Origin of the sequence: Amycolatopsis sp. DG1A-15b (genome assembly GCF_030285645.1) — a bacterium.
In the GTDB taxonomy this organism is placed as follows: Bacteria; Actinomycetota; Actinomycetes; order Mycobacteriales; family Pseudonocardiaceae; genus Amycolatopsis.
Map to the genome: position 1 here is coordinate 10063410 of NZ_CP127296.1, position 19259 is coordinate 10082668.

Genomic DNA, 19259 nt, shown 5'->3' on the forward strand with positions numbered 1-19259 from the left:
CTCTGGAAAGCAGGCGCACCCGCGCCTCACCCAAGGTGAAAGCCGTGTCGCACACGGTGAAACTCTCAGGTGCCATGACAGAGGGGGAGTTCCCAGCGCACCGTTCTGTCCGGTGCCCGGCCCGAGGAGCTCCCGATCACTTCCACGCAGTTCGACGCCCGCCACATCGGCCCGTCCGAGGCCGAACGCGCGAAGATGCTCGCCGAGTGCGGCTACGGCAGCCTGGACGCCCTCGTCGGCGCCGCCGTCCCGAGCGCCATCCGCGCCACCGCCGACCTGCGGCTGCCGCCCGCCGCGTCCGAAGAGGACGCCACCGCGGAGCTGCGCGCCCTCGCCGCGCGCAACCGGCCGATGACGCAGATGATCGGCCTCGGCTACTCCGACACGGTCACCCCCGGCGTGATCCGCCGCAACGTCCTCGAGAACCCGGCCTGGTACACCGCGTACACGCCCTACCAGCCGGAGATCTCCCAGGGCCGCCTCGAAGCGCTGCTCAACTTCCAGACGATGGTCGCCGACCTGACCGGCCTGGCCACCGCGAACGCGTCCCTGCTCGACGAGTCGACCGCCGTCGCCGAAGCCGTCACGCTGATGCGCCGCGCGTCGAAGTCCAAGTCGAACAAGGTCGTGCTCGACGCCGAGTGCCTGCCGCAGACCATCGCCGTCGTGCGGACCCGGGTCGAGGCCCTGGGCATCGAGGTCGAGGTCCGCGACCTGCTGACCGGCCTGCCGGAGGAGTTCTTCGGCGTCGTCGTCCAGTACCCCGGCGCGTCCGGCGTGCTGCGCGGCCGCGGCTTCCACCACGCGATTTCCGAGTCGGCGAAGGCCGCGGGCGCGCTGTTCACCGTCGCCGCCGACCTCCTCGCGCTCACCCTGATCACCGCGCCCGGCGAGTTCGGCGCCGACGTCGCCGCGGGCTCGACCCAGCGCTTCGGCGTCCCGCTCGGCTACGGCGGCCCGCACGCCGGGTACATGTCGGTCCGCTCCGGCCTCGAGCGGTCGCTGCCCGGGCGCCTGGTCGGCGTCTCGGTCGACGCCGACGGCAACTCCGCCTACCGACTCGCGCTGCAGACCCGTGAGCAGCACATCCGCCGCGAGAAGGCGACGTCGAACATCTGCACCGCGCAGGTCCTGCCGGCCGTGCTGGCCGCGATGTACGCGGTCTACCACGGCCCGGACGGCCTGAAGAAGATCGCCCAGCGCGTCCACGGCCTCGCCGCGGGCTTCGCCGAGACCCTGCGCAAAACCGGCGTCGAGGTCGTGCACGAGTCCTTCTTCGACACCGTCCTCGCGCGTGTGCCGGGCCGGGCCGCCGAGGTCCACGCCGCCGCCCGCGAGGCCGGCGTCAACCTCGGCCACGTCGACGCCGACCACGTCCGCGTCGCCTTCGACGAGGTCAGCACCCCCGCCATCACCGCGAAGGTGCTGCGTGCGTTCGGCATCGAGGCGGACGTCGAAGACGGCGTCGCCCTGCCGAACGGCCTGGCCCGCGAGAGCGGCTTCATGGGCCACGAGGTCTTCGGCACCCACCGCTCCGAGACGGCGATGCTGCGCTACCTGCGCCGGCTGTCCGACCAGGACTACGCGCTCGACCGCGGCATGATCCCGCTCGGCTCCTGCACGATGAAGCTCAACGCCACCACCGAGATGGAGCCGATCAGCTGGCGAGAGTTCGCCGGCATCCACCCGTTCGCGCCCGCCGAGGACGCTTCGGGGTACCACACGCTCGTGGGGCAGCTCGCGGACTGGCTGGCCGAGGTCACCGGCTACGACAAGGTGTCGCTCCAGCCGAACGCGGGCAGCCAGGGCGAGCTCGCCGGCCTCCTCGCGATCCGCGCTTACCACCGCGCGAACGGCGACGAGGCCCGTGACGTCTGCCTGATCCCGTCGTCGGCGCACGGCACCAACGCCGCGTCCGCGGTGCTCGCCGGGATGCGCGTGGTCGTCGTCAAGTGCACCGACGAGGGCAACGTCGACCTGGCCGACCTGCGGTCCAAGGTGGACGCGCACCAGGACACGCTCGCCGCGATCATGGTCACCTACCCGTCCACGCACGGCGTGTACGAGCACGACATCGACGAGCTGGCGAAGATCGTCCACGACGGCGGCGGCCAGGTGTACGTGGACGGCGCGAACCTCAACGCCCTGCTCGGCCTGGCCAAGCCGGGCGAGTTCGGCGGCGACGTCTCGCACCTGAACCTGCACAAGACCTTCTGCATCCCGCACGGCGGTGGCGGCCCGGGTGTCGGCCCGGTCGCGGTGCGCGCGCACCTCGCGCCGTACCTGCCCAACCACCCGCTGCTCGACGCCGCGGGCCCGGAGACCGGCGTCGGCCCGATCAGCGGCGCGCCGTACGGCTCGGCGTCGATCCTGCCGATCTCCTGGGCCTACGTCCGGATGATGGGCGCGCCCGGCCTGACCGCGGCCACGAAGGTCGCCGTGCTGGCCGCGAACTACGTAGCTTCGCGCCTGGCGCCGCACTACCCGGTGCTCTACACGGGCCAGGACGGCCTGGTGGCGCACGAGTGCATCCTCGACCTGCGCCAGCTCACCAAGGAAACCGGCGTGACGGTCGACGACGTCGCCAAGCGGCTCATCGACTACGGCTTCCACGCGCCGACGATGTCGTTCCCGGTCGCGGGCACGCTGATGGTCGAGCCGACCGAGTCCGAGGACCTGGGCGAGATCGACCGGTTCATCGCCGCGATGATCGCGATCCGTGCCGAGATCGACGAGGTGGCTGCCGGTCGCTGGACCGCCGAGGAGTCGCCGCTGCGGGGCGCTCCGCACACCGCCGAGACGCTGGTCGGGGAGTGGGACAAGGCCTACGACCGCGAACTCGCCGTGTACCCGGCGGGTGTTTCGCGGAAGAACAAGTACTGGCCCCCGGTGCGCCGCATCGACGGCGCCCGCGGCGACCGCAACCTCGTGTGCTCCTGCCCGCCCCTCAACGCTTACGAAGGCTGACAGTGTCCAAAGAGACCTCCCTGCACGGAGTCCACAAGGGACTCGGTGCGCTGTTCACCGACTTCGCCGGCTGGTCGATGCCGGTCCGCTACGCCAGCGAGCTGGCCGAGCACAAGGCCGTCCGCGAGGCGGCCGGGCTGTTCGACCTTTCGCACATGGCCGAAATCCACGTCACCGGCAAGCAGGCGGCGGACGTCCTGGACTTCGCGCTGGTCGGCAACCTCACCGGGGTCAAGCCGGGCCGGGCGCGGTACACGATGATCTGCAACGCCGAGGGCGGCGTGCTCGACGACCTGGTCGTCTACCGGCTGGCCGACGAGCACTACCTGGTCGTCGCGAACGCGGGCAACGCGCAGGTCGTCGCGGACGCCCTGCAAGAGCGGGTCGCGGGTTTCGACGCCGTGGTGGACGACCGCAGCGAGACGACCGCGCTGATCGCCGTCCAGGGCCCGAAAGCCGTCGAGATCCTGAGCGCCGTGACCGACGCCGACCTGGACGCCCTGAAGTACTACGCCAGCGTCCCGGCCTCGGTGAAGGGCCACGACGTCCTGCTCGCCCGCACCGGCTACACCGGCGAAGACGGCTTCGAGCTGTTCGTCGACGCGGACGAGGCACCGGCGTTGTGGCGGCTGCTCCTGGAGGCGGGGGAGCCGCACGGCCTGGTCCCAACGGGTCTGGCCTGCCGCGACACGCTGCGGCTGGAAGCCGGGATGCCGTTGTACGGCAACGAACTCACCGTCGGGCAGAGCCCGTTCGAAGCCGGGCTCGGCCGCGTGGTCAAGTTCGAGAAGCCGGGTGACTTCGTCGGCCGCGCCGCGCTGGAGGAGCGGTCCGAGGCGGACGTCCCGCGCGTGCGCGTCGGGCTCAAAGGCGCCGGTCGCCGCGCGCCGCGGCACGGCTACGCGGTGCTGGCCGACGGCACCGAGATCGGCGAGGTCACCAGCGGCGCGCTGTCGCCGACGCTGGGTTACCCGATCGCCATGGCGTACGTCGATCGGGCGTACGCCGAGCCCGGCACCGAGCTCTCCGTCGACATCCGGGGCAGGATCGAGCCTGTCGAGGTCGTCGCCCTGCCCTTCTACTCCCGCGCGTAAAGGACTGTCTGAACTGTGAGCATCCCCGAGAACCTGCAGTACACGAAGGAACACGAGTGGCTGAAGGTCGAGGACGGCATCGCCACCGTCGGCATCACCGCCTTCGCCGCCGAGTCGCTCGGTGACATCGTGTTCGTCCAGCTGCCCGAGGCCGGCTCGAACATCACCGCGGGCGAGGTGTTCGGCGAGGTCGAGTCGACCAAGTCGGTCAGCGAGCTGTACGCGCCGGTCTCCGGCGAGGTCGTCGAGGTGAACGGCACCACATCGGACACCCCCGAGGTCATCAACTCCGACCCGTACACCGAAGGATGGCTCCTGAAGGTGCGTCTGACCGGGGACGTGCCGGACCTGCTCGACGCCGCCGCGTACGCCCAGCTCACCCAGGAGAACTGATGTCGACGTTCGACCAGCACCTGTCCGAAGTCGACCCCGAGGTCGCCGCGGCCGTCGCGGACGAGCTCACCCGCCAGCAGTCCACCCTGGAGATGATCGCCTCCGAGAACTTCGCCCCGGTGGGCGTGCTCGAGGCACAGGGTTCGGTGCTGACCAACAAGTACGCCGAGGGCTACCCGGGCCGCCGCTACTACGGCGGCTGTGAGCACGTCGACGTCGTCGAGCAGCTCGCGATCGACCGCGCGAAGGCCCTCTTCGGCGCCGAGCACGCCAACGTCCAGCCGCACTCGGGCGCGCAGGCCAACGCGGCCGCGATGTTCGCCGTGCTCAAGCCGGGCGACACGATCCTCGGCCTCGACCTCGCGCACGGCGGTCACCTGACGCACGGGATGAAGATCAACTTCTCGGGCAAGCTCTACAACGTAGTCGCCTACCACGTCGACAAAGAGACCGGGATCGTCGACCTCGCCGAGATCGAACGCCTGGCCGTCGAGCACGAGCCGAAGCTGATCATCGCCGGCTGGTCCGCGTACCCGCGTCAGCTCGACTTCGCCGAGTTCCGCCGCATCGCGGACAAGGTCGGCGCGAAGCTGATGGTGGACATGGCGCACTTCGCCGGGCTGGTCGCGGCCGGGCTGCACCCGTCGCCCGTGCCGCACGCCGACATCGTCACCACGACCACGCACAAGACCCTCGGCGGCCCCCGCGGCGGGCTCATCCTCTGCCGCGAGGAGCTGGCGAAGAAGATCAACTCGGCGGTGTTCCCCGGCCAGCAGGGCGGGCCGCTCGAGCACGTCATCGCGGCCAAGGCCGTCGCGCTGAAGATCGCCGCGAGCGAGGAGTTCAAGGAGCGCCAGCAGCGCACCCTGGAGGGCTCGCGGATCCTGGCGTCCCGGCTGTCGCAGGAGGACTGCGCTTCGGCGGGCGTGCGAGTGCTGACCGGTGGCACCGACGTCCACCTGGTGCTGGTCGACCTCGTCCAGTCCGCGCTGGACGGCCAGCAGGCCGAGGACCGGCTGCACGAGGTCGGCATCACGGTCAACCGCAACGCCGTCCCGTTCGACCCGCGGCCGCCGATGATCACGTCGGGCCTGCGGATCGGCACGCCGGCGCTGGCCACCCGCGGTTTCCAGGCGGACGACTTCGCCGAGGTCGCCGACGTCATCGCCGAGGCGCTCAAGCCGGACTTCGACGACGCCGTGCGTGCGAAGCTCCGCGACCGCGTCGAGACCCTGGCGAAGAAGCACCCGCTGTACGCGGACCTCGCGCGATGAGCGCGCTACCCGAGGGCCGGAAGCTGTTGCGTCTCGAGGTTCGCAACAGTGAGACGCCGATCGAGAAGAAGCCGCCGTGGATCAAGACGCGGGTGCGGATGGGGCCGGAGTTCACCGAGCTCAAGGGTCTGGTTCGCCGCGAAGGTCTTCATACGGTGTGTGAAGAGGCCGGCTGCCCGAACATTTATGAGTGCTGGGAGGACCGTGAGGCCACGTTCCTGATCGGTGGGGACCAGTGCACGCGGCGGTGTGATTTCTGTCAGATCGACACCGGGAAGCCTGCGGAGCTGGACCGCACCGAGCCGCGGAAGGTCGCGGAGTCGGTGCAGGCGATGGGGTTGCGGTATTCGACGGTCACCGGTGTTGCCCGGGATGACCTGCCCGATGGTGGTGCTTGGCTGTATGCGGAGACCGTGCGGCAGATCCACGAGCTGAACCCGGGTACGGGTGTCGAGTTGCTGATCCCGGACTTCAACGCCGACCCCGCGCAGCTGGCCGAGGTGTTCGGCTCGCGGCCGGAGGTCCTCGCCCACAACGTGGAGACGGTGCCGCGGATTTTCAAGCGCATTCGCCCGGGATTCCGGTACGCGCGCTCTTTGGAGGTCATCACGGCGGCGCGTGCGGCCGGTTTGGTGACGAAGTCGAACCTGATTCTCGGGATGGGTGAGACGCCGGAGGAGGTGGCGCCGGCGATGCGGGATCTGGTCGATGCGGGGTGTGAGATCTTGACGATCACGCAGTACCTGCGTCCCTCGCCGCGGCACCACCCGGTGGACCGGTGGGTGAAGCCGGAGGAATTCGTCGAGCACTCTCGCGCCGCGGAAGCGATGGGCTTCGCGGGTGTGATGGCGGGGCCGCTGGTGCGCTCGTCGTACCGCGCGGGACGGCTCTACGCGCAGACCAAGGGCTACCGTGGGGAGGAGCTGCCGGAGAACCTGCGGCACCTCGCCGACCAGGGCCCGGCCGCGCAAGAAGCCAGCTCCCTGCTGGCGCGATAGGAAGGGGCGGATCAATGGCGATCAGCGTCTTCGACCTGTTTTCCATCGGCATCGGCCCGTCGAGCTCGCACACCGTCGGGCCGATGCGGGCGGCACTGACCTTTGTGGACGGACTCGGCGCGGACCTCTCCTCGGTTTCCCGCGTCCAAGCGGAGCTGTTCGGCTCGCTCGGGGCGACCGGGTTCGGCCACGGCAGCGACAAAGCCGTCCTGCTCGGGCTGTCCGGTGAGCGTCCCGAAGAGATCGACACCGACACCGTGCCGGTGCGCGTCGACGAGATCCGCGAGTCCGGCAGGCTGCGGTTGGCCGGTACGCACGAGATCGCGTTCGACGAGGACACCGACCTCACCATGCACCGGCGCAAGTCGTTGCCCGCGCACCCGAACGGCATGGTGTTCCGCGCGTTCGACGCCTCGGGTTCCGTGCTGCGCGAACGGACGTACTACTCGGTCGGCGGCGGGTTCGTCCGCGACGAGTCGTACGAGACGGACGCGGTGTTCGTCGAGGACTCGACACCGGTGCCGTACCCGTTCCGCACGGGCGCGGACCTGCTCGGGCACTGCGCGGCGACGGGGCTGCCGATCAGCGAGATCATGCTGGCGAACGAGCTCGCCTGGCGTTCACGCGAAGAGGTCCGGGACGGGCTCCTGGCGATCTGGGCGGTCATGGCCGAGTGCGTCCGCAACGGCTGCACGCACGAAGGCGTCCTGCCGGGCGGCCTGAAGGTCCCGCGGCGCGCGAAGGCCCTGCACGAAAAGCTGCTGGCCGAGGACGGCGCGGACGACCCGCTGTACGCGATGGACTGGGTCAGCCTGTACGCGCTGGCGGTCAACGAGGAGAACGCGGCGGGCGGCCGGGTGGTGACGGCCCCGACCAACGGCGCGGCGGGCATCATCCCGGCGGTGCTGCACTACTACCAGCGCTTCATCCGGCACTCGACCGATGACGGCATCGTCAAGTTCATGCTCACCGCGGGCGCGATCGGCTCGATCCTCAAGCAGACGGGCTCGATCTCCGGCGCCGAGGTCGGCTGCCAGGGCGAAGTCGGTTCGGCGTCGGCGATGGCGGCGGCGGGCCTGACCGAAGTCCTCGGCGGCTCGCCGGCCCAGGTGGAGAACGCGGCGGAGATCGGCGTGGAGCACCACCTCGGCCTGACGTGCGACCCGGTGGGCGGCCTGGTCCAGATCCCGTGCATCGAGCGCAACGCGGTGGGCGCGTCGAAGGCGATCCACGCGGCCCGCATGGCCATGCGCGGCGACGGAAGCCACGTGGTGACGCTGGACAAGGCGATCAAGACGATGCGCGAGACGGGCGCGGACATGAGCGTGAAGTACAAGGAAACGGCCCGCGGCGGCCTGGCGGTGAACGTCATCGAGTGCTGACCGCTCGCCGCGGCCGAGGGTCCGGTGGAACGCGGTGCCGATCGGCGGCAGTGGCGATCGGCGCGCCGTCACTCCGGCCGGTCCTCCGGCTCCACCGCCAGCTTCAGCCCCACCTCGACGAGCGTCCAGCCGAACTGCTGTCTCCTCGTGCCCGTGCGGCGCCTCGGCGTCGCACGGCCGGGTGGGCGGTTGCGCACGCCGTGGCGCAACTCGGTCTCCCGTTCGTGGACCAGGTCCTCGGCCATCAGAAAGTGCACCGGATCGCCCCCTGCGTCGATGTTCGGTGTCGGTCGCTCCATCGTCGCTCACCGTGGCCGTCCGGATCCACCGGTTTTCCGCGCGGCGAACAGCCGCCGAGAACGGCCCGCCGAGAACAGCCGCTGGGAACAGCTGCCAGGAACACAGTGTGACCGCCGCTGCCGTACGGCGCCTAGACTCGCGGGATGGAGTCGACCTCGGTGGTGAATGCCGGCGAAGCGCTGTTCCGGCCGGTCCGCACCGGCAACGCTTTCGAGGAGACCGTCGAGCGGCTGCTGCAGGCGATCCGGCTGGGTGTCGTCGGCGCGGGGGAGCGGCTCCCGTCCGAACGCGAACTCGCCGAACGGCTCGGCGTCAGCCGCGTCACGCTGCGCGAGGCCATCCGGGCGCTCTCCGACGCCGGCTACGTCGAGTCACGGCGGGGGCGCTACGGCGGCACGTTCGTGCACGACACCCTGCCCGCCCCGCCCGAGCCCGGCGGCAAGGTCGACACCGTTTCGCTGGAAGACGCGCTGAGCCTCCGCTACGTCCTCGAGACCGGGGCCGCCGAGATGGCCGCCGCGCGGTCGCTGAGCCCGGCCGACCGGCAGCACCTCACCGGCACCCTCGCCGAGGCCGCGGGCGCGGACCTCGACGACTACCGCCGCAAGGACTCGCGGCTGCACCTGGCCATCGCCGAGGTGACCGCGTCCGGCTCGCTGACCACGGCGATGGCCGACGCCCGCACCCGCGTCAACCAGCTGCTCGACCGGATTCCCCTGCTCCCGCCCAACCTCGAGCACTCGAACGCCCAGCACGAGGCGATCGTGGACGCGATACTGGCCGGCGACGCACCCGCGGCGCGCCGGGCGATGGCGGAGCACATCGAAGGCACGGCTTCGCTGCTGCGCGCCTTTCTTTCCTGAGCTTCACAGGATTCGAACAACCTTGGCCGGGTTGTCCCAGAACTTTGTCACCCGTCCGGCCGTCATCCGTTCGTGACCTTTTCGACGGAGGAAGACCCCGAAACCACCGCGAAGCCGGACACCCCTCGCCGGTGGAGATGGCGCCGCGTCCGGCGGATCGCCGGCTGGACCGTGGGGGTCCTCGTCGGCGGCCCGCTGATCGCCTTCTGGGTCGCCTACCTCGTGCTCGACGTCCGCAGTCCCCAGGACGTCCTGGCCGGCCTCGGCAAGACCGTCGTCCTGAAGTACGCGGACGGGTCCGAGCTGCTCAAGGTGATCCCGGCCGACGGCGACCGGAGTTTCGTCCCCTACTCGCGAATACCCGCGAAGCTGCGCGACGCCATCATCGCCACCGAGGACCCGACCTTCTGGGACAACCAGGGCTTCGACCCGACCGGCATCGGCCGCGCGTTCCTCACCGGCGTCGGCGGCGGATCCGGGATCACCCAGCAGTACATCAAGAAGTCCACCGGCGACGAAGACGCGACGCTCGGGCGCAAGTTCGCCGAGCTCGTGCTGGCCACGAAGATCACCCAGGAGCAGGGGAAGGAACAGATCTTCGAAAGCTACGTCAACATCATCTCCTTCGGCCGCGGCACGTTCGGCCCCGCGGCGGCGATGAACGCCTACTTCGGCAAGAAGCTCGACGACTCGATCACCTGGAGCGAAGCCGCCTTCCTCGCCGGGATGATCCAGTCGCCGTCGGTCCACGACCCCGCCGCCTCGGGCGAGGTCCACGCCGCCCGGCGCTGGCAGTACGTGCGCGACAAGCTGGTGGGCCGGGGGTACGTCACGGACGACGAAGCGATGGCCTACCCCGGCAACGAGATCCAGCCGCCGTCGGAGACCCGCGCCGGCCGCGTCACCTACGACGAGTTCCACGTCAAGCAGCAGGTCCTCGCGGAGCTGGAGCAGGACGGCTTCCCGCTCGGCCGGCTCCAGCAGGGGAACATGACCGTCGAGACGACACTGGACCGCAGCCGGCAGGACGCCGCGAAGAAAGCCCTCCGGGAGCGGCTGGACGGCGAACCGGAAGAGTTCCGCGGGGCCGTCATCGCGATCGACCCGGCGAGCGGGGCCGTGCGCGCCTACTACGGTGGTGATCAGGGCGTCCGCGACTACGCGGGCAGCCCGCACGCGCTCGGCACGGCGTTCCACCCGTTCACGCTCGCCGCGGCGCTGGGCCGAGGCTACGGCCCGGACCGGCCGATCCCGTCGCCGTCGAAGCTGGAGTTCCTCGGCGAGAACTTCCAGTACCCGGACGTCTGCGGCCCGAAGTGCACCCCGCGTTCGGCGATGGCGACACACGCCGACGGCCCGTTCATCGCGCTGGCGAAGAAGCTCGGCCCGGACGCGGTGAGCGAAGCCGCGCGGCAGGCCGGCATCCCGGACACCGTCGACGGCGTCCCGACCCTGCGGGAAAAGGACGGCTTCCTGATCGGGGCGGGCATCGCCATCGGCCGGTACCCGCTGCGGCCGCTGGACGTCGCGGGCGCCTACGGGACCTTCGCCGCCGGAGGCCGGCGCGCCACCCCGCACCTGGTCACGAAGGTGCGCGACGAAAGCGGCTCGGTCGTCTGGGAAAACCCGGACACCACGCGCCCGGCGTTCGGCGACGACGACGCGAGCCGACGCGTCGCCGCCGAGGTCACCGGCACTCTGGGCACGGTGCTGCCCGGCGGCCGCCCGGCCGCGCTGCGCACCGGCGAGGCCGAGCACGGCACCAGCCCGGACTACCAGGACGCCTGGGCCGTCGGCTACACCCCGCAGCTGGTGACGGCGGTCTGGGTCGGCTCCGACGACGACCGGCGGCTGAAGGACGCGAGCGGCCGGAAGCTGACCGGCGACGTCGTCCCGGCCGACATCTGGCGCGCGTTCATGACGGACGCGCACCGGGGACTGCCGGTCCGGCCCGCCCCGGGCAGCCCGCGGCCCGTGCGGTGAGTCAGCGGACCAGGGCGAGCACGAACCCGTCGTACCCCTTGCCGCCGACGGTCTGGATCGCGGTCGCGTCGATCCGGTCCTCGGCGGCCAGCAGGTCGAACATTTCGCGCGCGCCGCGGACGTTCGGGTCGTCGCTGCCCGCGTCGGCCACCCGGCCCTGCCGGACGACGTTGTCGACGACGATCGCCGTGCCCGGCCGCGCCAGCGCCAGCGAGGCGCGCACGTAGTTGGCGAGGTTGGCTTTGTCGGCGTCGATGAATACGAAGTCGAACGGCCCGGTCAGCGCCGGCAGCGTGTCGAGCGCGGCGCCGACGCGGATGTCCACGACGTCCTCGCCGAACCCCGCCCGCGCCAGGTTGGCCCGCGCGACCTCGGCGTGCTTCGGCTCGTACTCGCAGGTCACCAGCTTGCCGCCGGCGGGCAGCGCGCGGGCGAGCCAGATGGTGCTGTACCCGCCGAGCGTGCCGATCTCCAGGATCGAGCGCGCCCCGGCGAGCCGGGCCAGCAGGTTGAGCAGCTTGCCTTGGTTGGGCGCGACGGCGATGTGCGGCAGCCCGGCGGCGTCGGCGTCGGCCAACGCCGTGTCGAGCACCGGGTCGGGGGCGAGCAGCGCGCCGGCGAGGTAGTCGTCGACTTCGGTCCAGATCTGGTCGGTCATGGCACCTCCGAGGCCAATCTAGCCCGGGTGGGATCATGCTCGCCGAGAGCGTTTCCGGCGGGAAGGTGACCATGGACGACTACCGCGTCGTCGCGGACGCCATCGCCGCCGACATCGAGGCCGGCCGCCTCCGCCCCGGCGACCGGCTCCCGCCGCAGCGCCGCTTCGCCCGCCAGCGCGGCATCGCCGGTTCCACGGCGGCCCGCGTCTACGGCGAGCTCGTCCGGCGCGGCCTGGCGGTCGGCGAGGTCGGGCGTGGCACCTTCGTCCGCGCGACGAAGCCGCCGCCCGAACCCGCGCTCGCCGAGCCCGGCGGCGCCCGCGTCGACCTCGAGCTCAACTTCGCCGTCCTGCCCGAGGAGTCCGCGCGGCTGGCCCGCGCGCTCGAACCGTTGCTGCGCGCCGACGTCCTGACCGCGGCCCTGCACCCGATCGGCGCCGCGGGCACCCCGATGGCCCGGGACGCGGTGGCCGGCCTGCTCGCCCGCGGCGACTGGCGCCCGGACCCGGCGACGCTGCTGTTCACCGGCACCGGCAGGCAGGCTCTCGCGGCGTCCATCGCCGCGTTCGTCCCGGTCGGCGAGCGGCTCGCGGTGGAATCCCTGACGTACCCGGTGGTGAAGGCCCTCGCGTCACGGCTCGGCGTGGAGCTCGTGCCGATCGAAACCGACGAGTCGGGGCTGGTGCCGGAGGCGCTTGCCGCGGCCGGCCCGGTGCGCGCGCTCTACGTCCAGCCGACGCTGCACAACCCGCTCGGCACGACGATGCCGCCGCGGCGCCGCGCCGAGCTCGCCGAGGTCGTGGGCCGCTTGGACCTGCCGGTGATCGAGGACGGCATCTACACGTTCCTGCGCGACGACGTCCGCCCCTTCGCCGCGTACGCGCCGGAGCGCACGGTGTTCGTCGACAGCCTGTCGAAGCGGGTCGCGCCCGGCCTGACGGCGGGCTTCCTGGTGCCGCCACCGGCCTGGACGGCCCGGCTGGCGTCGTCGGTGCGCTCGGGTGCCTGGGGCGCGTCGCGCTTCGCCGTCGAGGCGGCGACGCAGTGGATCGTGACGGGCACCCTGGCCGGGATCGAGGCGGCGAAACGCCGTGACGCGGCCGCGCGGGCGTCCGTGGTGGCGGAGAAGCTGCCGGGCCTGCGCGGTGATCCGGCGTCGTACCACCGCTGGTGGGAGCTGCCGGACCGCTGGCGGGCGGAGACGTTCGTCGCGGCGGCGGCCCGGCGGGGGATCGCCCTGTCCCCGGCGGCGGCGTTCGCGGTCCTGCCGGGCCACGCGCCGAACGCGGTCCGGATCGCGGTGTCGGCCCCACCGGTGGAGACGCTCGCTTCGGCACTCGACGTCCTGGCGGGGTTGGCGAGCGGGAGCCCGGACGACCTGCTGGCGGACTGACAGGTGCTGCCAGCGCGTGCCAGCGCGGTGTGCGCCGGCCGCCAGTGATCTTCGCCAGCCTTCGGGTGTCGCAACGGCAAACCCGAAGGAGCACGCATGCACACCCCGGTCACGATCATCGGCGCCGGTCTCGGCGGCCTCACCCTCGCCCGCGTCCTGCACGTCCACGGCATCCCGGCCACGGTGTACGAGGCCGAGCCGTCCCCGATGGCCCGGATGCAGGGCGGGATGCTCGACATCCACGACTACAACGGCCAGCTCGCGGTCGAGGCGGCCGGGCTCATGGACGAATTCCGCGGCCTGGTGCTGGAGGGCAGGCAGGCGATGCGGGTGCTCCACCCGGACGGCACCGTGCTGGCCGACCGGCCCGACGACGGCACGGGCGGCCGCCCCGAGGTGCAGCGCGGCGAACTGCGGCGGATGCTGCTGGACGCGCTCCCGGACGGCACTGTCCACTGGGGACACAAGGTGACCGGGGCCCGTGCACTCGGCGACGGCCGTCACGAGGTGACCTTCGCCGGCGGCCGCACCGTCGTGACGAGCCTGCTGGCCGGTGCGGACGGCGCGTGGTCGCGGATCCGGCCCCTGCTGTCGGCGGCGAAGCCCGAGTACGTCGGCGAAGCCTTCGTCGAGATCTACCTCTTCGACGCCGACACCCGCCACCCGGTCGCCGCGAAGACGGTCGGGGGCGGCTCGATGATGGCGCCCGCCCCGCGCCAGGGGATCCACGCCCACCGCGAGAGCGGGGACACGCTGCACACCTACGTGTCCCTGATCCGCCCCGCGGAGTGGTTCGACGCGATCGACTTCACCGACGCGGCCGCGGCCGCCGCGCGAGTCGCGGAAGAGTTCGACGGCTGGGCGCCGGAACTCACTGCCCTGATCACCGACGGCGACACCCCGCCGGTCCTGCGGCCCCACTACACCCTGCCGATCGGGCACCGGTGGGACCGGGTGCCGGGGGTGACCCTGGTCGGCGACGCGGCCCACCTCATGCCGGCCAACGGCGAAGGAGCCAACCTGGCCATGCTCGACGGCGCCGAGCTCGGCCTGGCGCTGGCGGCGCACCCCGGCGACGCCGAAGCCGCGTTCACCGAGTACGAGCAGGCCATGTTCCCGCGCAGCGCGAAGGTCGCGGCCGAGAGCGCCGAGTTCGGCGAGCTCCTGGACGGAGTGGAGAAAGAGGACACCGCCCAGGTGCTGCTCGACGCGTTCGCCGCCTTCACCGGCGCCGTGCGGGAGTCCTAGGGGGCGTACTTCCCGACGAAGCTGCCGCAGGTCACGGCCCGGGCGGTGGTGCGGTTGTGCCGGATGGCGGCGGCTGCCGGACCGGTTGGAGCAGGTGCTCGGCCGGGTGTGGGGTGCGGTTGCGATATGACGGCCGCGGCAGTCGCACTCCGCGCTCGGTGAGCAAGCTGTCCGAGTTCGCGGGAGACGTAGCCCTGGCAAGGCCGGGCCACGGCGAGAATGAGCAGTTCGGCATCGGTCAGCCGCGGTGGCCGTCCGGTCCGGGCGGGCTGGCCGAGGTGGTCATCGATCTTGACGCAACACCGCCCGGACTTAGGACTCACTCGTCTAGGGGGCGTACTTCCCGACGAAGCTGCCGCAGGTCACGGCCCGCCCGGTGAGCCGGGCCTGGATCGCCTTCTCCAGCCCCAGGTAGTCGAACACCGGTGTGTCGGCCGGGATCGACTCCGGCACCGGGCCGCCCGTGGCGAGCATCCGGTACGAATCCGTCTGGAACAGCACCAGGTAGCCGCCTTCGCGGTTCAGCTCGTCCGTCCTCGCCAGCATGCGCGCGGGCGCGTCGCCGATGATCTCCAGCGGGAGCGGCCATTCGAGGGGGAACGGGTTGCGCAGGCCGAACGCGGGGTAGGCGAACGGGCTGTCCGGCAGGATCGCCGTCCGCGCGGCGGGGAAGCGGTCCAGGCAGTCGCGGATCTGCCGGACGAAGGTGAACGTCGACGGGTTCGTGCGGATGCCGGCCATCGCCGGGGTGACCGCGCCGAGGTCCTCGGTCAGCCGGTCGTGGGCGACGTCGAGGTAGGCCGCCTCGTCGTGGCGGGCCACGACGACCCAGCCGCAGACCGCCACCGCCACACACCCGGCCGTCGCCGTCACCCAGCGGGGAACCGGCCGCGGGCGGGGCGGGACCAGCTGGCCCAGCAGCAGCAACGTCGTCAGGGCGAGGGTGCCGCAGAGCAGCGTCGGCGTGTCGTTGCCCCAGGACAGGCTGATCATGAACCCGGTGGCGAGCACGAGCAGGGCCGCCCAGGGCACCTTCCGCCGCACGGCCGCGTTCACCGGCACGCTGACCGCGACGATCCACCACAGGACGTCCGCCCAGCGCGTGGACCCGGTGAACCGGCCGTCGACGACGGTCCAGACCACGGCCGTGGCGCCGGCGAGCACCAGCACCCAGGACGCCACCCGCCCGGCCACGCCCAGCCGGTCACCCGGCAGCCGGACGGCCAGGAGCACCACGGCGATCGCGGCGAAGAAGCCCAGCTCCCGGACCGGCGCCCTGGTCAGCACCTCCGGATCGTCGAGCCAGAGCCCGAGCAGCCGCTCGCCGTAGGCGGGCAGGCCGCCGGTGAGCTGCTCGACCATCTCCGTGAAGCCGCCGCCGAGACTCACCCACGTCACGTACGCCAGGCCGGGCGCGCCGAGCGCGAGGAGGTCGAGGACCAGCCGGACCGCGCGGCGCGCGCCTGTCCTCGTCGCCGGGTGCAGCACCAGCCAGACGAGGCCGATCACCACGGCCAGCACGAAGCTCTGCTTGACGAACACCGCGCAGCCGAGCAGCGCCAGCCCGCCGCGGCGGGCGAGCGCGCGGCCGGTGCGCAGGCCCGCGTCCAGGGCCCAGGCGCCGCACGCGGTGAGGAAGATGCCGTCCACGGTGTGCCAGGCCATCAGCGGGAACGCGTTGAGGTTGATCAGTGACGCGGCCGCGACCAGCGCCGTCATCCCCGGGCCCCACTCGAGCACCCGGCGCCGCGTGAGCAGCGTGGCGAACGCGATCGTGGCCACGGTGATCTCGACCATGGCCAGGAAGCTGGAGCCGAAGAACAAGGGCATCGGCAGCGCGTAGTCGGCGACGTGCAGCACCGCGGACCCCAGCGGGCGGGCGGAGATGATGTCGGCGTGCGGGACTTCGCCGTGCAGCACGCGCCACGCCTGGGCGAGGATGAAACCCTGGTCGGAGGGGTGGAAGCCGAAGCGGCCGACGCGGAGTTCGGTGGCCAGCGCGAGCAGCAGCACCCAGGCGGCGTGGACGCTCCAGCGCAGCAGCGGCCGGGTCTGCCTGCCGGGCGCCGGCGTCGCGACGACGTGCGCAGGACTCGCCACGTCCACGCGCCGCCCGCCTTCCCGCTCTCGATCACACCCGGGAAGCGATGGTAGCGGCCGGTCCGCCGCGCCCGGCGGACCGGTGCGAACGCCGCCCCGATCCGCCGGGGCGGCGTTCGCCGGACTCATCTCGCCGTGCCGATCACGGCCGTCTTGTCGGTCGCGGCGCTGCGTTGCGTTGCGCTGAACACGCTGAATACCGGCATTTCGAACTCCCCAGTTGAAGCCCGCACGGGTGCACGGGACTCGCGCGAGGGTAGAAGTACCGTCGCGCGCGTGCCACCGTTTCGGCGGAATTCGCGGAAATCAGGCACGACGGCGCCAGATGAGCCGGGTCACCGCCGCCGCGACCGACGCCGGGGCGGACCGGCGGGGGAGGCCGCGCGATTCGGGTGCGGACTCCGGCATCGCCCGGTAGGCCAGGTGCGCGGCGAACCGGGCGAGCCGCGGCGCGGCGAGCGTCGCCAGTTCGGCGGCGCGGCCTTCGGGGAGGCTCAGGATCTCCGGCCGCTCTTCGCACGCCTTCACCACCAGCGCCGCGGCGCGTTCCGGGCTGCTGGAGGGGATCCCGCGGTAGCCGGTCGGCGCGATCATCGGCGTCCGGACCAGCGGCATCCGCACCGACGTGAACGTGACGCCGTCCGAGAGCGTCTCGCGCCCGGCCGTCAGCCCCAACTCCTCCAGTGCCGCCTTCGACGCCAGGTAGGCCGAAAAGCGCGGGGTGTCGGTCTGCAGGCCCTGGGTCGTGACGTTGACGACGTGGCCGAACCGGCGCTCGGCCATCGACGGCAGGAAGCCGAGGATCAGCCGCACCGGGCCGAAGTAGTTGATCGCCATCGTGCGCTCGAAGTCGTGGAACCGCTGCGTGGACAGCGCGACCGAGCGCCGGATCGACCGGCCGGCGTTGTTCACCAGCACGTCCACCGCGCCGTGGTCGCCGAGCACGTCCTTGACCAGCGCGTCGACGGCGTCGCCGTCGGTGAGGTCGCACGGGTACGCCGCGGCGGTGCCGCCGGCCGCGAGGATTTCCGCCCGCACCTCTTCGAGCTCCGAAGCGCGGCGTGCCACGAGGATCACCTTCGCGCCCTTGCGGGCCACGGCGAGCGCCGACGCGCGGCCGATCCCGGACGACGCGCCGGTGATCAGCACCGTCCGCCCGGCCAGGCCGTGGGTGCGGCGCGCGCGGTCGGGGTCGAGGTGGGCCTGCCAGTACCGGTAGAGCGGCGCCGCGTAGTCCCGCAGCCCGGGGAGCTCGACGCCGCTGCCGAACAGCGCCGTCGTGGTGCGCGCGGTGTCGAAGACAACGTCCGTGGTCAGGTGCGGCAGCACGGCCAGGGGGACGCCGAGCTCTTCGAGGACGGCCGCGCGGGCGCCCCGGCCGCCGGGCACGCGGTCGATCCCGGCCGCGGCCGCGTGCGCCAGGCGGCCGCCCGCGCGCCGCAGCGCGCCCGACGGCCCGGCGGGCAGCACGGCCCGGATCACCGGTCCGCCCGCGGCGCGCGCGAAGGCGTTGTAGACGGAGTTGAGCGACTGCGGGCGCGCGGCGGCGAGGTGGTAGGTCGTCCCCGAGGGCGCGTCCCGGTGCATCAGGAATTCCATCGCCTCGACGACGTAGTCGACCGGCACCAGGTTCGTGGCGCCCAGGTCGGGCGCGGCCAGGGGGAGCCGCCGGGGCAGGGCCGCCAGCCGCGAAATCGCCGGGAGGAAGTAGTAGGGCCCGTCGACCTTGTCCATCTCGCCGGTGCGCGAGTCGCCGACGACGGCCGAGGGCCGGTAGACCCGGAAGGGCAGCGGCTGCTCGCGGACGAGCTTTTCGGCCTGGAACTTCGTCGCGTGGTACGGCGAGCCGAAGCGCTGGCCGAGGTCGAAGTCGGCTTCGGTGAACCGCCCGGCGTGGTCCCCGGCGACGGCGATCGACGACACGTGGTGCACCAGCCCGGCCCGTGCCGCGGCGGCGAAGGCGAGCAGGTGTCGGGTGCCCTCGACGTTGGCGCGCCGGTTGGCTTCCTCGCCGGCGGTGAGGTCGTAGATCGCGCCGAGGTGGACGACGTGGTCGAGGTGGGGCAGCTCGGCGGGGTCGGCACCGAGCCGGGGTTCGGCGAGATCGCCGAGCACCGGGTGCAGCTTGTCCGCGCCAGGCCAGTCGCGCGCCGAGGTGGCCAGGCGCTCGCGGGAGGTCTCCCGCACCAGCGCGTACACCGCGGACGTCTCGGGCCGCTTCAGCAGCCGGGCGACCAGGCGTTTTCCGATGAAGCCCGTCGCGCCCGTCACGAAGTAGGTCGTCATGGCCGGTCCCTTCTGGTCGGGACCGACTCTAACCTACTGGAAAGTAGGAACGATAGTTGTCAATTTTCTTCTTCGTCGGCCGTCGCCACGACCGCGTCCCGCAGGGCGGCCCGCAGCCGTCCGACGTCGAGCGGCCCGAGCACCGCCGCTTCGCCCGGCGGCGCGACCAGCACCACTTTGTCGTCGCTGACGAACACCGTCACATCCCTGCGCCTGCCGGCCAGATCCCGGCAGCCGATCGACCACTCGCCCCGACTCATGGTCGCCGCCCTCCGATTCCCTTGTCGTGGTCGTGCTTCGTGCGAGGGTGGGAGCGGAC

At 72.1% G+C, this 19259-nt stretch carries 15 protein-coding genes and 1 pseudogene; 10 read left to right on the top strand and 6 right to left on the bottom strand.

Translation table 11 applies throughout. The features are described 5' to 3' along the window. The first annotated feature begins 135 nt into the window (after positions 1-135). The 6 genes from gcvP to QRY02_RS46830 are packed head-to-tail and all read left to right on the top strand — an operon-like array spanning position 136 to position 8108. A complete protein-coding gene (gene gcvP, locus QRY02_RS46805; protein WP_285994110.1) occupies positions 136-2967 on the top strand; it encodes an aminomethyl-transferring glycine dehydrogenase in 2832 nt (943 codons plus the stop codon). Positions 2968-2969: 2 nt separating this feature from the next. Beyond that, positions 2970-4061 carry a glycine cleavage system aminomethyltransferase GcvT gene (gene gcvT / locus QRY02_RS46810; protein ID WP_285989109.1) on the top strand — a complete coding sequence of 364 codons (1092 nt, stop codon included), beginning with the start codon at positions 2970-2972 and terminating at the stop codon, positions 4059-4061. A gap of 15 nt (positions 4062-4076) precedes the next feature. Continuing rightward, positions 4077-4454, top strand: a complete 378-nt coding sequence (gcvH, locus tag QRY02_RS46815) for a glycine cleavage system protein GcvH (protein WP_285989110.1) — start codon at positions 4077-4079, stop codon at positions 4452-4454. Further along, on the top strand, positions 4454-5728 hold the full coding sequence (glyA, locus tag QRY02_RS46820; protein WP_285989111.1) for a serine hydroxymethyltransferase: 1275 nt from the start codon (positions 4454-4456) through the stop codon (positions 5726-5728). The genes gcvH and glyA overlap by 1 nt, the downstream gene beginning before the upstream one ends. Continuing rightward, positions 5725-6726 carry a lipoyl synthase gene (gene lipA, locus QRY02_RS46825; protein ID WP_285989112.1) on the top strand — a complete coding sequence of 334 codons (1002 nt, stop codon included), beginning with the start codon at positions 5725-5727 and terminating at the stop codon, positions 6724-6726. The genes glyA and lipA overlap by 4 nt, the downstream gene beginning before the upstream one ends. A gap of 14 nt (positions 6727-6740) precedes the next feature. After that, complete coding sequence (locus QRY02_RS46830) at positions 6741-8108, top strand: L-serine ammonia-lyase (RefSeq protein ID WP_285989113.1); 1368 nt, start codon at positions 6741-6743, stop codon at positions 8106-8108. 68 nt (positions 8109-8176) lie between these two features. Here QRY02_RS46830 and QRY02_RS46835 read toward each other — a convergent pair whose 3' ends face one another. Continuing rightward, on the bottom strand, positions 8177-8407 hold the full coding sequence (locus QRY02_RS46835; protein WP_285989114.1) for a hypothetical protein: 231 nt from the start codon (positions 8405-8407) through the stop codon (positions 8177-8179). Between the two features lie 144 nt (positions 8408-8551). Here QRY02_RS46835 and QRY02_RS46840 point away from each other — a divergent pair, with 144 nt between their 5' ends. Together QRY02_RS46840 and QRY02_RS46845 are read left to right on the top strand one after the other, a co-directional pair. Continuing rightward, positions 8552-9271, top strand: a complete 720-nt coding sequence (locus QRY02_RS46840) for a FadR/GntR family transcriptional regulator (protein ID WP_285989115.1) — start codon at positions 8552-8554, stop codon at positions 9269-9271. Positions 9272-9343: 72 nt separating this feature from the next. Continuing rightward, entirely contained in the window at positions 9344-11254 is a 1911-nt protein-coding gene (locus tag QRY02_RS46845) for a transglycosylase domain-containing protein (RefSeq protein ID WP_285989116.1), read from the top strand. 1 nt (position 11255) lies between these two features. Here the strand turns inward: QRY02_RS46845 and QRY02_RS46850 are convergent, their stop codons facing one another. Beyond that, positions 11256-11912: an O-methyltransferase gene (locus QRY02_RS46850; RefSeq protein ID WP_285989117.1), complete on the bottom strand. Its 657-nt coding sequence runs from the start codon at positions 11910-11912 to the stop codon at positions 11256-11258. Positions 11913-11983: 71 nt separating this feature from the next. On the opposite strand from QRY02_RS46850, the gene QRY02_RS46855 reads away from it, so the two are divergent. After that, entirely contained in the window at positions 11984-13306 is a 1323-nt protein-coding gene (locus QRY02_RS46855) for an aminotransferase-like domain-containing protein (protein ID WP_285994111.1), read from the top strand. A 96-nt stretch (positions 13307-13402) separates the two neighbouring features. Continuing rightward, complete coding sequence (locus tag QRY02_RS46860) at positions 13403-14554, top strand: FAD-dependent oxidoreductase (RefSeq protein WP_285989118.1); 1152 nt, start codon at positions 13403-13405, stop codon at positions 14552-14554. 73 nt (positions 14555-14627) lie between these two features. Here the strand turns inward: QRY02_RS46860 and QRY02_RS49020 are convergent. The 4 genes and pseudogenes from QRY02_RS49020 to QRY02_RS46875 form a co-directional block, all read right to left on the bottom strand. After that, positions 14628-14751, bottom strand: a pseudogene (locus QRY02_RS49020) (IS982 family transposase); the annotation flags it as partial. A 130-nt stretch (positions 14752-14881) separates the two neighbouring features. Further along, on the bottom strand, positions 14882-16660 hold the full coding sequence (locus QRY02_RS46865; RefSeq protein WP_285989119.1) for a hypothetical protein: 1779 nt from the start codon (positions 16658-16660) through the stop codon (positions 14882-14884). A gap of 300 nt (positions 16661-16960) precedes the next feature. After that, positions 16961-18940 (bottom strand): SDR family oxidoreductase, encoded by a 1980-nt coding sequence (locus tag QRY02_RS46870; protein WP_285989120.1) that lies wholly within the window; start codon positions 18938-18940, stop codon positions 16961-16963. 59 nt (positions 18941-18999) lie between these two features. Beyond that, entirely contained in the window at positions 19000-19200 is a 201-nt protein-coding gene (locus QRY02_RS46875; protein WP_285989121.1) for a hypothetical protein, read from the bottom strand. Positions 19201-19259: the final 59 nt, after the last annotated feature.

Excerpts from the sequence above, each read along its gene's own strand:
- QRY02_RS46870 (WP_285989120.1), bottom strand. The coding sequence starts at position 18,940 with ATGACGACCTACTTCGTGACGGGCGCGACGGGCTTCATCGGAAAACGC.
- QRY02_RS46875 (WP_285989121.1), bottom strand. The coding sequence starts at position 19,200 with ATGAGTCGGGGCGAGTGGTCGATCGGCTGCCGGGATCTGGCCGGCAGG.
- glyA (WP_285989111.1), top strand. The coding sequence starts at position 4,454 with ATGTCGACGTTCGACCAGCACCTGTCCGAAGTCGACCCCGAGGTCGCC.
- QRY02_RS46855 (WP_285994111.1), top strand. The coding sequence starts at position 11,984 with ATGGACGACTACCGCGTCGTCGCGGACGCCATCGCCGCCGACATCGAG.
- QRY02_RS46830 (WP_285989113.1), top strand. The coding sequence starts at position 6,741 with ATGGCGATCAGCGTCTTCGACCTGTTTTCCATCGGCATCGGCCCGTCG.
- QRY02_RS46840 (WP_285989115.1), top strand. The coding sequence starts at position 8,552 with ATGGAGTCGACCTCGGTGGTGAATGCCGGCGAAGCGCTGTTCCGGCCG.
- QRY02_RS46850 (WP_285989117.1), bottom strand. The coding sequence starts at position 11,912 with ATGACCGACCAGATCTGGACCGAAGTCGACGACTACCTCGCCGGCGCG.
- QRY02_RS46835 (WP_285989114.1), bottom strand. The coding sequence starts at position 8,407 with ATGGAGCGACCGACACCGAACATCGACGCAGGGGGCGATCCGGTGCAC.
- lipA (WP_285989112.1), top strand. The coding sequence starts at position 5,725 with ATGAGCGCGCTACCCGAGGGCCGGAAGCTGTTGCGTCTCGAGGTTCGC.
- QRY02_RS46860 (WP_285989118.1), top strand. The coding sequence starts at position 13,403 with ATGCACACCCCGGTCACGATCATCGGCGCCGGTCTCGGCGGCCTCACC.